We start from the raw sequence: 13,382 nt of genomic DNA, 5'->3' as shown, positions 1-13,382 counted from the left end.
GGGTCAGGATACTACAGGAGCATCAGACAGCGCGGCGTCGTTCTCGCGTCGCCGGGCGCGGGCGCGCCAGAGGAAAAAGGCAGGAGCTCCGATCAACACCACACCAATGCCAACTCCGGCGCGACCCGGCTGCGTCACGATGGTGTTCAGCACGAGGAGGCCGGCCGAGAGCACGAACAACAACGGCGTCAAGGGATAGCCCGGAACGCGGAAGGGGCGCACCGCATTCGGTGAACGACGGCGGTATACGAAAATGCTCAACGCGCCGAGCGCGTAGAACACCCAGCCGGTGAACACGACGTAGGTCAGGAGCTGCTCGAACGTTCCGGTGGCCGCGAGGATCGTCGACCAGACGGCGATGGCGATGACCGCGAACGCCGGCGTCTCGAAACGCGGATGCACCGATGCGAGCTTCTCGAAAAACACCCCGTCGCGCGCCATCGCGAAGTACATGCGCGGCGTGGTGAGAAACAGTCCGTTCGTTGCGCTAAAGATCGATACAAGAATCAACGCACCGACGACTTTCCCGGCTGCGCTGCCGAGGATCGTGCCAACTGCATCTGCTGCGACGTGCGTACTCGCTCCCGCGCCATCAGCGCCAAGTGCGGCGAGATAGCCCCAGTTGGCCAGCAGATAGATCGCCACCAGGCCTGCGGTCGCCACGGTGATTGCGCGCGGAAACGTGCGCTGCGGATCGCGAGCTTCACCGGCCGAGAAGGTGACGTACTGCCATCCTTCATATGCCCAGAGCACGCCGATCATCGCGGCGCCAATGCCAGCGAGCGAAATCACGCTGGGAGCGATCGGAGCCGTTGCGGTCGTTGCGGCCGAGTGGGTTCGTCCGAGAATGATGAGCGCGAGACTCAGTAGCGATAGCACGCCGACTTTGGCGCCGGTCGTCCAATTCTGAACTGTCGCACTCTTACGTGTGCCGCGAACGTTGATCACCGCGAGTAGCACGATGAGCGCAACGGACGTTACGCGCGCGACGAGCGGACTGATCGGAACGAGCTGACTGAGATAGTTCGAGAACGCGACGGCGAGCGTCGCGATCGAACCGGAGGAGATGACGAAGAAGCTCGTCCAACCATACAAGAACGCCGGCAGCGGACCGAACGCGTCGCGCAGGTACACGTATAAGCCACCAGCATCGGGATTCGCAGCACCCAACTCGGCATACGTCAGGGCGCCCAGCAGCGACAGAACGCCGCCCGCTGCCCAAATGAGCATGGCAACACTGGCGCGTCCACCCGTCTCGTGCAGCACGACGCTTGGTACGAGGTAGATGCCCGATCCGATGACGGTGCCGATCGCAATCAGCACAAGATCGGTAAATCCAAGAGTGCGCCGGAGCGCTGCAGGCTGTGTCATGCGACGACCACCATGGGTGAGGCCGCGTTCAGCACGTGCGTTTGCACGGCCAGAGATTCGATCAGATCCGTGTCCACGACGACACCAAGGCCGGGCGCGGTCGGAACGTGCACCATGCCTTCGTCATCCATCGTCCATGCAGGCGTCACGATGTCGCGCGCCCAGTACCGGCTGCTCGGGCTGAGATCTCCCGGCAGCGAGAAATTCGGCAGTGACGCGAGCGCCACATTGTACGCTCGGCCGATGCCGCTCTCAAGCATGCCGCCGCACCACACCGGAATACCGGCGTTGCGACACGTATCGTGAATCGCGCGCGACGTCTGCAATCCGCCGACGCGTCCTGGTTTGATGTTGACGATGCGACCGCTGCGCAGCGTGATCATGTCTTCGACGCGATCCACACCGGTGATGGATTCATCGAGGCAGATCGGCGTGGACATGCGTCGCTGCAGCTCCGCATGCCGAACGAGATCGTCGTCGCCCAACGGCTGCTCGAGCATGATGAGATCGAACGCATCGAGCTGCGCGAGGTGGTCGGCGTCGGCGAGCGTGTACGCAGAATTCGCATCGGCCATGAGCCCGATGTCTGGGCCGATCGCCTGCCGCACGGCGCGCACAAACTCCACATCGCGACCGGGCTGGATCTTCACTTTGATCTTGCGATAGCCGGCGGCAACGGCCTCCAGCGCGCGAGCAACGAGGGCGTCGGGCGCGGACTGAATGCCGAGCGAGATTCCGGTCGGCACGCGGCTACGCGTTCCACCGAGAACCGCCGACAGCGATTCGCCGCGAATTTCAGCGGCGAGACCCCAGCACCCCATCTCCAACACGGCCTTGGCCATGTTGTGGCCGCGAATATTCTCGGCGAGGATTCCCGCGACCTGCTCGGGGCCGTCGAGCGGACGATCGAGCAAACGTGGCGCGAGCCAATCGCGGATTGCCATCCACGCCGTGTCGATCGTTTCAGGACTGTAATTGGGGCGGTCGAACGCCACGCATTCGGACCACGCCGTCACGCCGTCGCGCGTCGTGAGCTCGAGCAGACCGATACGGCGCTCGTGTACGATGCCGGACGAAATGCGAAACGGTTCCTTGAGTGCCAGCCGAATCTCGCGCCATGTGAGGCGCTCGATGCGAAGCATGGATGCGAGCGATGATGTCACGTCGCGGCCTCGTGTTGGTTGCGCGTGAGCACATAGAACGAGCGCGACGCCGCGTGATCGCGATGAAAGCTGGTGACGCGATACCCGTGCAGCAGCGCCCACTGAAAACTCCGGCGAGTGGCGAAACGCCATTCGTCGGCGATGGCGACCGATTGCGCGACGACTGCCTGGATGTCCCACGGGATCTCGATCATGATCGAGCGTGCGCGCTCGCCGGCATGCACGCGATCGGATGCGCGAGGGGCGGGCGTCAGGATGGGTGGCGCGTCCTGACCGGTGTACACTGGCGTCGACGTCGGCGTTGCTGCCGGCTCGGGGGTGGTCGAGCAGGCGACGATCAAGCGATCCGTGGCAGTGCCGAAATGGAGCGGGCTGCCCGTGGACCCGTACATGTTGACGACGTAGTCGAGCACACGCACGCCGAGTCGATTGACGTTGAGGTGCGCGTTGCGGGCCTGGAGCGGATCGAAGGTCCAGAACTCGCGAGCGACGCCGCGCTGGGCGAGCATGGCGCGTTGGTATTCCTTGAGCTGACGTCCAATGCCGTGTTCGCGCGCGTCGGCTCGGACGGCGAGCATGTGGGACCAGTGGACGATCTCATCGTCTTTGACGCCGGTGAGTCCGAAGACGAATCCGACGAGACGGTCGTCGGCAAAGGCGCCGAGGACGAGGCCACCGACGTGGGTGGACACCTGCAGCAGCGAGGCGGGAACGATGTCGGCAAACGAGGTGCCCCAGACGTCCGCCTGGAGGGCGAAACAGGCCTGAAACTCGTCGAGAGCGACGAGGGGGCGGAGCGTGACGCCGCCGGTCGTGCGCCCGTCGGGCGGCGCGGCGTGGGCGTCGTGTGACAACGAAGGATCGCGAAGGGTAGGCAGCATTACACTCGCGGCGAGAGAACAGGAAAACGCGCGGCTAACATAGGCCGGGGCCCACCATACCGCAACGGTAGACCACAAAAGTACCGAACGTGTCCGCCGATCTGGTATACCAAGAAATGCGTGCGGCGTGCGGCGTGCGGCGATTGTAGGGCGGACGATGTGCAGGGCGCAGGGAGAGGCCGCGCCGCCTGGCCGCGGAGAGCTACTCTGGCGGACGCCGCTTGACGAAGCGAAGCGCGGTGGCGACGGCGAAGAAGCCGATTCCCGTGAACTGCAGCCAGCGTGTCTCGATCCGCTGGCCGTAGCCCCAGACGAGCACGCCGGCGATCAGGAGGGCGATCTGAATCTCCGTCCGACGCTCCACTGCCCTACTCTCGTGCCGATCTGGTAAAGGCTGGTCCGGCGGCGTGGCCGGGTAGACCCAGCGATTTCGCCTCATCGTCCGGAACGTCGATGACGAGGCGTAGCAACGCGGTGGAAAACACCTTCCCTTGCGCGTCCGTCTTGAGCGACAGCGTGCCGCCGCCGTCGAGCGCGCCATGCAGCAAGAAGTTCAGCGCCCCAAGGTTCGGCAGCTCATAGCGCTGAACGTCACCCGTGATGATGCCGCGGAAGTGGTCGCGCACCCGATCGACCGTGACATACCGATCGAGCACGGCGTACCAACGTGGCTCCAGCGCGATGATACCCACGTTGGCAGTATCGCCTTTATCGCCGGAGCGCGCGTGCGCGATGTCGAGTAAACGGACTTTCATGCGAGCACCTCGACCGAGGTCTTGACGACAGTCTTGTCGATGAGCGCAGGCCAGTAGGCCACGATCTCTTCGACCTTGGGCCGGCCGCCGGCAAATCCCGTCACGCTCGGCGGTCCGTTGAGCACCAGAGGCGCGAGCTCGCGAGTAAACCTCTCGACGGACGCCTTGTCCGTTCCGCGCACGCCGACGCGAAGCTGTACTTCCGGTGGATCACCCGGATCTCCAGCAAGCCGGCCATGCGTGGCCGAGACGCCGACGAACTCGGTGAGCACGTGATCGAGCTTGAGTCCGAGATTCTTGAGACGCTCGCGAAGGACGCGGTCGGCAAGCTCCGCCTTGGGCAGCGCGTCTGGCCACGAGTACGCAAGCGTTCCAACAGCCTTGTAGCCGGCACGATATGCCACCGACACCTTGAGCTTGTCCGTCGCGGGACGCCCGACGATCCCGAAGACTCGCACGCGATTCTCGCCAGCTGGCTCGACGCGAATGCTCGTGAAATCGGCGACGACGTCGGGGGTGATGTACGAGTTCGGATCGCCCATCTCATAGACCAACTGTTCCGTAACCGACGGGACCGAAATGCGCCCGCCCGTGTTGGGATGTTTGTACACGACAAACGATCCGTCGGCGTGGCCTTCGACGATCGGGTAACCGACGTTTGCGAGATCTGGAATGTTCTTCCAGTCGTAGAGACAGTTGCCGCCCGAGCACTGCGCGCCGCACTCGATGATGTGACCGGCGATGATGCCCGCCGCGAGGCGATCCCAGTCGTCGCCGGCCCATTTGAACTCGTGACGCAGCGGCGCCATGGTCAGCGCCGTGTCCGTGGACCGCCCGGTGACAACGACATTTGCGCCGCGCTCCAGCGCTTCGACGATCGGTACCGATCCGATGTACGCGTTGGCCGATAGCACGCGATCGCGAACGATCGACAGCGGCTCGCCGGTTTCCATGTTCGCCAGCGCGTGACCGCCGGCGATGAGCTCGTCGATCCGCGGCAGGAGATCATCGCCCGTGACGACGCCAATGCGAACCTTGTCTGCCACGCCGTGCTTCCGCGCGACGTCGCGTACTGCGTCGGCGCACGCTGGTGGGTTCACACCGCCCGCATTGGCGATGACACGCACGCCGCGATTGGCAACGGCCGGCAGCACGCTCTCGATCGCACCGATGAAGTCACGCGCGTACCCCATCTTGGGATCGCGCTCTTTCTGCTTTTGCAGAATGCTCATCGTGACTTCGGCGAGATAGTCGAGCATCAAATAGTCGACATCGCCGCCTTCGACCTGGCGCCGAGGCGCCTCGAGCCAGTCGCCCCAGAAGCCCTGCCCCGACGCGACGCGAACGACGCGATCGCTAGCGGAAGTATTGCTCATACGTCGTCAAAGTGTGCGGGAAGCGAGAAGGGTCCGAGGTGCGGACCCGGATTCTGCAAAGACGCGCGTAGCGCCAGAGCGAGCACGTCGCGCGTTTCCTCGGGATATACGATCGCGTCGATGAACCCGCGGGCGCCAGCAAAGCGTGCATCAAGTTGATGCTCATAGTCGGCGCGCATTTCAGTCATCGACGCCGTTACTGCTTCGGGCACCGGTTGCTTTTTCTGCTTTGCCGCCTCGATGGCCGGACCGTGCACGGCTTGTACGGCCGCCTCGCCTTCCATGACCGCCATACGCCCAGTCGGCCAACTGAAGATGAAGTCGGGATCGAAACCCTGTCCCGCCATGGCGTAGTAGCCCGCGCCGGACGCGTGATTCACGGTGAGCACGATCTTGGGCACGCGCGCGGTGGCCATTGCCTCGACGAAGCGCGCTCCCGCGCGAATGATGCCTTCGTGCTCGGCCTCCGGTCCAACCATGAACCCTGAGACATCCTGGATGAACAGCAGCGGGATCCGCTCGCGATCACAGCGATCGATGAAGTACGCGACCTTCTCCGCACTTTCGGCGTACAAAATGCCGCCGAAGCGCGGCTTTTCGCCGGCGCGTCCCTTGATCAGACCTCGCTGGTTGGCAATGATGCCAATCGGCATTCCAGCAATGCGAGCGTCGCCGCAGATCATCTCGCGTGCGAGATGCCCCTGGAACTCGTCGATCTTTCCATCGTCGACGATCGCGGCGATCAGCTGATGCATGTCGTACGACATGCGATGATCGGCGGGAAGCAGATTGTATAACGCGTCGGAGCGATTGTCGTTGGCGGCGATGTGTCCGCCGGCCGCTCCTCTTGGCGCAGGCAGCATGGCGACGAGATCGCGCAGCTTGGCGAGACAGGCGTCGTCGTCGTCAGCCGCGTAGTGGGCGACGCCACTGATCTCGGTATGGGTCACCGCGCCGCCAAGCGTTTCGCCATCGATCGTCTGCCCCGTGGCGCCCTTTACGAGATTCGGTCCGCCGAGTCCCATGAACGACGAGCCCTTCACCATGACGATGAGGTCCGAGAGCGCCGGCAGATACGCACCGCCGGCAATGCACGGTCCCATCACGGCGGCGAGCTGCGGAATCCGCAGGTACCGGCGCATGATGGAATTGTAATAAAACAATCGGCTCGCGCCGTACTGTCCCGGAAACACACCGCCCTGGTAGGGCAGATTCACGCCGGACGAATCGACGAGGTAGATGATCGGAATGCGACAGCGCATCGCGATCTCTTGCGCGCGCAGCATTTTCTTGATCGTCTCGGGCCACCAGGAGCCGGCCTTGACCGTCGCGTCATTCGAGATGATGACGACTTCGCGCCCGTGCACCGTGCCGATCCCGGTGACGACACCAGCGCCAGGCGCCTGACCGTCGTACTCGTCGTACGCAACGAGCAGACCGATCTCGAGGAATCGAGTGCCTTCGTCACAGAGACGGGAAATCCGTTCGCGCGCCGTCAGCTTTCCCTGTGAATGCTGTCGCGCGATCTTGTCCGGTCCGCCGCCTTCTCTCAGCTTGGCTTCGAGCTCGCGTACCTCGTTGCTGAGCTCTCGAAGTCGTGTCGTCACGCTTCCTGCCGTTCCCGTTCGGTGAACCACTCTCTGATGTAGTCGATGAGATCAGAGGTCCGCGTTCCCGGGCCGAACAGTTTGCCGATTCCCTGGTCCTGCAGCGACTCCATGTCCTCTTTGGGAATGATGCCGCCGCCGGTGATGAGGATGTCGTCGCGTCCTTGCTCGTGCAGCAGTTGATGGACTCGCGGAAACAGCGTCATGTGAGCGCCGCTGAGGATCGACAGTCCGACGACGTCCACGTCTTCCTGGACGGCGGCAGTGGCGATCATCTCGGGCGTTTGATGCAGCCCGGTATAAATCACTTCCATCCCGGCATCTCGAAGCGCCGCGGCGACGACTTTCGCGCCGCGGTCGTGTCCGTCGAGTCCAGGCTTGGCAACGAGAACGCGTATGGGACGCATGAAGACTGGGTGCTGGTACTGGATGCTGGATATTGGATGCGGCCTGAGCCCGAACGAGGCGCCGCGCCGCTGTTAAGCTAGCCGTGGCCGCGAGGGCGCGGCAACGCCTGCCCTGCTCACATTTTACGTGCGACGAGCATCATTTCGCTCGAACGACGCGTGAGCGTGCGCGGCGTGAAGCCCTCGTACGCCTCTTCGACGATCAGTCCCGCCTCGGCGCACAGCTCGGCGAGACGCGTCGGCGTGTACAGTCGAATCTTGTGCTCACGGTCGCCCTGACCCGAAGGTCCCGACCACACCGAGTGCACGGTCAGAAGTCCCGATAGTGCGTCGAACGTTCGCTCATGAGCGACCAGAGTCCCATCGTCGGTTTGCCACCAGTCGCGATGGAGAAAGCGCGCCATCACGCCGTCGCGGCTTCCACCATGCCAGAGCAAAACGCCGCCAGGCTTCAGCACGCGGGCGAATTCGGCGATGACACGTCGATCGTCGGCCGGATCGACGAAAAATCCGAACGAGGTGAACAGGTTGATGACGGCGTCGAAACGCGCGGTCCAACGAGCGGGGAGCGCACGCATGTCACCGCGAGTGTAACGAAGGGTCTTCCCCGTTCCGCGCTTCTTCGCGAGGCGCAGCAAGTCGGGCGAATAGTCCAGTCCATCGATGTCAAAGCCGGCTTCGGCGAGAAGATGGGCGTGTCGGCCCTGACCGCACGGCACATCGAGTACGCGCGCCCCGGACGGGAGGCCCAACACTTCGATGACGCGCGCCGCCTCGTGGCGATCGCGCTCGAGCGAGAAGAGTGGCTCGTACTCGAGCAGGTATTGGCTATCGAAGTAGTTTTGCCACCATTCGGCGGACTTCTTTCGGCGCGTCATGCGCGGAAGATCGACGATTAACCTCGCCGCGTCTACCTGTTGTAAAACCGGTGGCCGGGATGCGGTCGGAAATGTTATCGTAGCCGAGTCGGAGCTGTCCTCATCGGTACCACCCACCCGCGTTCTTTTCGTTCGCCAGAGGCACCCTAGATGACCGACGATTCCCGTAGTCTTTCGCGCCGCGACGCACTCAAGCTCGGCGTCGGCGCCGGAGCGCTCCTCACGCTCAATCGCATCCCGGCGTTCGCGCTCCGAGGGGCGGTGACGCAAGCGGGTTCCCTCATTCAACGCGCGATTCCATCGAGTGGCGAGAAGCTTCCCGTCGTCGGCATCGGAACGGCGGTCATCTATCAGAATCCAACGCCTGAGCAGTTGCCACCGCTCCGCGACACGCTTCGCGTTTTTCCCGAGCTCGGCGGTCGACTGATCGACACGGCGCCCTCGTATGGCCGCGCCGAAGAGGTTGTGGGAACGCTGGTGTCCGAGCTCAAGAATCGCGACAAGCTGTTTCTCGCGACGAAAGTCTCGGTGCGCGGCGGCGGAGATCGCGCTGCGGCAACCGCGCAGATGGAAGCATCGCTGCAACGGCTCAAGACGGATCGCATCGACCTGATGCAGATCTGGAACGTCTCTCAGCCAGAACTACTCGCGCCGCTGCTCGACGAATGGAAGAAGGCCAAGCGAATTCGGTATACGGGAATCACGAGCAGCTTCAAGGATCAGTATCCGCAGCTCGAAGCGGCAATGAAAGCGTACAAATACGATTTTGTGCAGATCGATCTGGCCATCGATAACCGCAGCGCAGAAGAGCGGATCATTCCGCTCGCCGCGGACCTCGGGATGGCCGTGCTGATCAACGGTCCGTTCGGTCGCAATCGCGTCTTCCAAAAGACCAGCGGCAAGCCACTTCCCGATTGGGCCAAGGACATCGATGCTACGAGCTGGGCGCAGATCGCGCTCAAGTACATCGTGTCGAATCCCGGTGTGACGTGCGCGATTCCCGGCACGGGCACCGTGCAGTTCATCACGGACAACATGGGTGCCGCGCACGGACGTCTTCCCGACGCCGCACTGCGCAAAACGATGGCGGCATACGTCGACGCGCTATAACGACGATGGGCGCGAATCTCAGAGGAGAGATTCGCGCCCATCTCGTTGTGTGGTTGATCGTACTTAAAAGAACACAGGCTCGCGATACGCGCCGAACACCGATTCGAGCGCCGCTCGAATTTCATACAACGTGCAATACCGTCGAGCGCATTCGAGAATGAACGGAAACACGTTCTGCGTTCCGGCCGCTGCATCGCGCAACTTCGCCAGCGCTTCATCGCACGCCGGTTGATCGCGCTCGGCACGCATCTTCGCCATGCGCTCGCGCTGCGAACGTTCCGCACTTTCGCCGACCTTGAGAATCGGAATGCTCAACTCCGGCTCGTCGGTCACGAACTCATTGACGCCGACGATCACGCGCCGATGCTGTTCGATCTCCCATTGCTGTCGCGCCGCCGACTCGGCGATCTTGCGTTGTAGCCAACCGGTTTCTAGTCCGCGCACGACTCCGCCAATTTCGTCGATCTCCTCGAACAACGCTTCGGCTTCCGCCTCGAGTTTGTCCGTGAGTGCTTCGACGTAGTAGGAACCGCCGAGCGGATCCATGACGTTCGGAACGCCGGTTTCATAGGCGAGCACCTGCTGTGTGCGCAGCGCGACCTGCACCGCTTCTTCCGTCGGCAGCGCGAGTGTCTCGTCCATCGAGTTGGTGTGCAGCGACTGCGTTCCGCCCAGCACCGCGGCGAGCGCTTGATACGCGACGCGCACGACGTTGTTCATCGGCTGCGGTGCGGTGAGCGTGACGCCAGCGGTCTGCGAGTGGAAGCGCATGATCCACGACCGCGGACTCTTCGCACCATAACGTTCCTTGAGGTGACGCGCCCAGATGCGGCGCGCAGCGCGCAGCTTGGCGATTTCCTCGAAGAAGTCGTTATGAATATCCCAGAAGAACGAGAGGCGCGGCGCAAATTCGTCGACGTCGAGACCGCGCGCCTTGCCGCGCTCGATGTACGTGAAGCCGTCGGCGAGCGTGAAGGCGAGTTCCTGCGCCGCGGTCGAACCGGCTTCGCGGATGTGATAGCCGGAAATCGAGATCGTATTCCAGAGCGGCGCGTTCTTGGCGCCCCACTCGAAGCAATCGACGATCAGTCGCAGCGCGGGCTCGATCGGGAAGCACCACGCGTGCTGCGCCATGTACTCTTTCAGAATGTCGTTCTGAATCGTTCCGCGCAGCTTTTCCGACGACACGCCCTGCTTCTCGGCCGCGGCAACGTAAAAGGCCCAGAGAATGATCGCCGGGCCGTTGATCGTCATCGACGTGGACACCTGGTCGAGCGGGATGCCGTCGAATAGCACCTCCATGTCGGCCAGGCTCGAAATCGCGACGCCGGTCTTTCCGACTTCGCCGAGCGAGCGCGGATGGTCGGAGTCGTAGCCCATGAGCGTTGGGAAATCGAACGCCGTGGACAAGCCCGTCTGGCCGTGCTCGAGGAGAAACTTGAAGCGCGCATTCGTGTCCGCCGCGCTGCCGAAGCCGGCGAACTGGCGCATCGTCCACAGCTTGCCGCGATAGCCGGTCGGATGAATTCCGCGCGTGAACGGATACGTGCCTGGAACGCCGAGCGTGTCAGACGACTCTGGGTCGACATCGAGCGCGGTGTACAGCGGATCGACCTCATTCGCCGAGTTCGTGAAGGCGATGTCTCGCAGTTCACCCTTGGCGTAGCGGGTACGCCACTCCGCGACTTCGGCGCGCAGCCGCTCGAGCTCGTCGCCGTCCGAATCGCTGGCGCCGTGAGTGTCGGTAAAATCCCGCGTTGAGGTCATCGGTCCATCCGAGTCAGGAGGTTTCCACTGCGAGCGAGCAGCGCGTCGGCGACAGCGAACGGATTCGTGGCGCCCACTTCGAGCGCTGGAAGCTGTTCGTCGAGCCATTGCTCCGTCCCTGCATCGTGCCAGAGCCTGCTACGCACCCGCTCTTGAACGACGTCCACCACGCGCTCCCGTAGCCGAGCCCGTCTGCGGTCGCCGAGTGTTCCACTCTGTTCAAGATAGTTGAAGTGCCGGTCGAGAGCGGTCACAACCTCAGCGACCCCCTCGGACTTGGACGCGACGGTCCGAAGCACCGGCGGTGTCCACTCCTCGGGGTGCTCCGCTTTGGCCGCCTCGCGGGCCGCCCGACCAGGGTTCATTGCTAGCTGCTCAGCCTTGGTCATGGCCCGCCCGAGATCTACGCCATGGTGCGCCGGAACGTTCTTGAGCGTGGCTCCGTGGCGGAGGCCGAGCATGAGCTCGAGGTCGTTCCGCAGGCGATCAGCGCCAGGACGGTCCGCCTTGTTGACGGCGAACAGGTCGGCGATCTCCATGAGCCCGGCTTTGAGAGTCTGGATCGAGTCGCCGGATTCGGGAACGAGCACGACGAGACTCGTGTCGGCCGTCCGCGCGATATCCAGCTCACTCTGCCCGACGCCGACCGTCTCGATGAGGATTCGATCAACTCCGAACGCATCGAGTACGTCGGCAACCTCACGCGTGGAGGTGGCGAGTCCACCAAGTGAACCGCGCGTTGCCATGGAGCGAATGAACACGCCTGGGTCGAGCGCCACGGCTTCCATTCGAATACGGTCGCCCAACAGAGCGCCGCCCGTGAACGGCGACGTCGGATCCACGGCCACGATGCCAACGGTCAGCCCGGCTTCGCGGTAGGCGCGCGTCAGCTGGGTGGTGAGTGTGCTCTTTCCCGCACCTGGCGGCCCGGTAATGCCGATCCGCCGCGCGCGACCGATGCGCGTCTGGAGCCGCGCAAGAAGCCGATCGAACCCGGCTCGATGATTTTCGACAATGCTGACCACACGAGCCAACGAGGCTTTGTGGCCGGAATCGAAATCGGCGAGAAGCTTTGTTTCGCGATCCACCGCGGGTGTCGCGGTCATTTTGTAGGACGTGGCGGTTCAGGTTCGTCGTGCTCGTCGCGAATATCGCCCACGAGCTCCTCGAGCAGATCCTCGAGGCTCACGAGGCCAATCGTGTGCGCCGACTCATCGCGCACGATCGCGAGATGGACGCGTTCGCGAAGCATGCGGAACAGTAGCTCGTTGCAGGGAGCCTCGGGAGCGGAGAACGCGACCGGGCGCAAGGGCGCCTTGGTTTCGTCGTGCGCTTTGATGACGTCGAACGCGTGCACCATTCCGGCAACGTCGTCGAGACTCTCGCGGTAGATCGGAATGCGGCTATAGCCCGACTGCGCAATCTGGGTAGCCATGGAGTGTGCATCGAGACCGTCTGGAAGGGCGAAGATCTCCGAGCGCGCCGTCATGACTTCGCGAACGACCTTCTCGCTGAACTCCACCACACCGCTGATGATCGCAATCTCTTCGCGCTCACCAACGCCCTCGAGTTCTCCCTCGCGGAGCAAGTCCTGAATGGTGTCGCGATCGGCGTCCGGAACGCCCTCTGGACGTTCTCGCACGAATGGCCGCGCGAGCGAACGCCCGAGGCTGATGATTGGGCGCGTGACCAGATCCGTCAGTCGAAGCACTGGCAGGACGAAAGGCGCGACCATTGCCGGCCAACGTCGCGCAATGGCCCGCGGAATCAGTTGCCCGAATAGCACGACTGCGCCGGCGAGAATGAGAGAATCCCAAACAATCCTCATCCCCTGCCCTGTGCCAACGACCATTCCGCCGATGAGCAGCGTCACCGCGACGCCGGCATTCACCGCCGTGAGCAGCCGGTGCGGGCGCTCGAGGTACGTCACCGCCGCTTCGGCACCGCGCAACTGTCGCTCCGCCCAGTGACGCAGCCAGATGCGGCTGACTGACCGCACCGCCATCCCTCCGGCGGTGAGCCACGCAACGACGATCAACGAAATGACGAGTGGAAGGCTCAGCATAG

13 protein-coding genes are annotated in these 13,382 nt (G+C 63.4%); 1 reads left to right on the top strand and 12 read right to left on the bottom strand.

The annotated features are described in order from the left end of the window. Positions 1 to 3: 3 nt before the first annotated feature. From AC6H4Z_RS13040 to AC6H4Z_RS13000, 9 genes are all read right to left on the bottom strand, one after another. The gene (locus AC6H4Z_RS13040; RefSeq protein WP_497542400.1) at positions 4 to 1,371 is read right to left on the bottom strand and encodes an APC family permease; all 1,368 of its coding nucleotides are present in this window, start codon (positions 1,369 to 1,371) and stop codon (positions 4 to 6) included. After that, a complete protein-coding gene (menC, locus tag AC6H4Z_RS13035) occupies positions 1,368 to 2,534 on the bottom strand; it encodes an o-succinylbenzoate synthase (protein WP_497542399.1) in 1,167 nt (388 codons plus the stop codon). Before menC ends, AC6H4Z_RS13040 begins: the two co-directional genes overlap by 4 nt. After that, positions 2,531 to 3,388: a GNAT family N-acetyltransferase gene (locus AC6H4Z_RS13030; RefSeq protein ID WP_497542398.1), complete on the bottom strand. Its 858-nt coding sequence runs from the start codon at positions 3,386 to 3,388 to the stop codon at positions 2,531 to 2,533. The genes menC and AC6H4Z_RS13030 overlap by 4 nt, the downstream gene beginning before the upstream one ends. Positions 3,389 to 3,617: 229 nt before the next feature. Next, positions 3,618 to 3,779: a hypothetical protein gene (locus AC6H4Z_RS13025; protein WP_497542397.1), complete on the bottom strand. Its 162-nt coding sequence runs from the start codon at positions 3,777 to 3,779 to the stop codon at positions 3,618 to 3,620. Positions 3,780 to 3,783: 4 nt separating this feature from the next. Next, positions 3,784 to 4,170, bottom strand: a complete 387-nt coding sequence (locus tag AC6H4Z_RS13020; protein WP_497542396.1) for an AtuA-related protein — start codon at positions 4,168 to 4,170, stop codon at positions 3,784 to 3,786. After that, positions 4,167 to 5,546 carry an acyclic terpene utilization AtuA family protein gene (locus tag AC6H4Z_RS13015; protein ID WP_497542395.1) on the bottom strand — a complete coding sequence of 460 codons (1,380 nt, stop codon included), beginning with the start codon at positions 5,544 to 5,546 and terminating at the stop codon, positions 4,167 to 4,169. Before AC6H4Z_RS13015 ends, AC6H4Z_RS13020 begins: the two co-directional genes overlap by 4 nt. Further along, positions 5,543 to 7,153, bottom strand: coding sequence for an acyl-CoA carboxylase subunit beta (locus tag AC6H4Z_RS13010; RefSeq protein WP_497542394.1), 1,611 nt, complete (start codon positions 7,151 to 7,153; stop codon positions 5,543 to 5,545). Before AC6H4Z_RS13010 ends, AC6H4Z_RS13015 begins: the two co-directional genes overlap by 4 nt. Beyond that, entirely contained in the window at positions 7,150 to 7,560 is a 411-nt protein-coding gene (locus AC6H4Z_RS13005) for a cobalamin B12-binding domain-containing protein (RefSeq protein ID WP_497542393.1), read from the bottom strand. Before AC6H4Z_RS13005 ends, AC6H4Z_RS13010 begins: the two co-directional genes overlap by 4 nt. Before the next feature lie 116 nt (positions 7,561 to 7,676). Further along, on the bottom strand, positions 7,677 to 8,438 hold the full coding sequence (locus tag AC6H4Z_RS13000; protein WP_497542392.1) for a class I SAM-dependent methyltransferase: 762 nt from the start codon (positions 8,436 to 8,438) through the stop codon (positions 7,677 to 7,679). 150 nt (positions 8,439 to 8,588) lie between these two features. Between AC6H4Z_RS13000 and AC6H4Z_RS12995 the strand changes: the two genes are divergently transcribed. Beyond that, positions 8,589 to 9,548 carry an aldo/keto reductase gene (locus AC6H4Z_RS12995; RefSeq protein WP_497542391.1) on the top strand — a complete coding sequence of 320 codons (960 nt, stop codon included), beginning with the start codon at positions 8,589 to 8,591 and terminating at the stop codon, positions 9,546 to 9,548. A gap of 63 nt (positions 9,549 to 9,611) precedes the next feature. Here the strand turns inward: AC6H4Z_RS12995 and AC6H4Z_RS12990 are convergent, their stop codons facing one another. From AC6H4Z_RS12990 to AC6H4Z_RS12980, 3 genes are read right to left on the bottom strand one after another with little or no spacing between them, the layout of a single operon-like run. Then, a complete protein-coding gene (locus AC6H4Z_RS12990; RefSeq protein WP_497542390.1) occupies positions 9,612 to 11,315 on the bottom strand; it encodes an acyl-CoA mutase large subunit family protein in 1,704 nt (567 codons plus the stop codon). Further along, positions 11,312 to 12,421: a methylmalonyl Co-A mutase-associated GTPase MeaB gene (meaB, locus tag AC6H4Z_RS12985; protein ID WP_497542389.1), complete on the bottom strand. Its 1,110-nt coding sequence runs from the start codon at positions 12,419 to 12,421 to the stop codon at positions 11,312 to 11,314. Before meaB ends, AC6H4Z_RS12990 begins: the two co-directional genes overlap by 4 nt. Further along, complete coding sequence (locus AC6H4Z_RS12980) at positions 12,418 to 13,380, bottom strand: hemolysin family protein (RefSeq protein WP_497542388.1); 963 nt, start codon at positions 13,378 to 13,380, stop codon at positions 12,418 to 12,420. The genes meaB and AC6H4Z_RS12980 overlap by 4 nt, the downstream gene beginning before the upstream one ends. Between the last annotated feature and the right edge of the window lie 2 nt (positions 13,381 to 13,382).

The organism is Leucogemmata humicola (assembly GCF_055379415.1).
This window is presented reverse-complemented; position numbering and strand designations above follow the sequence as displayed.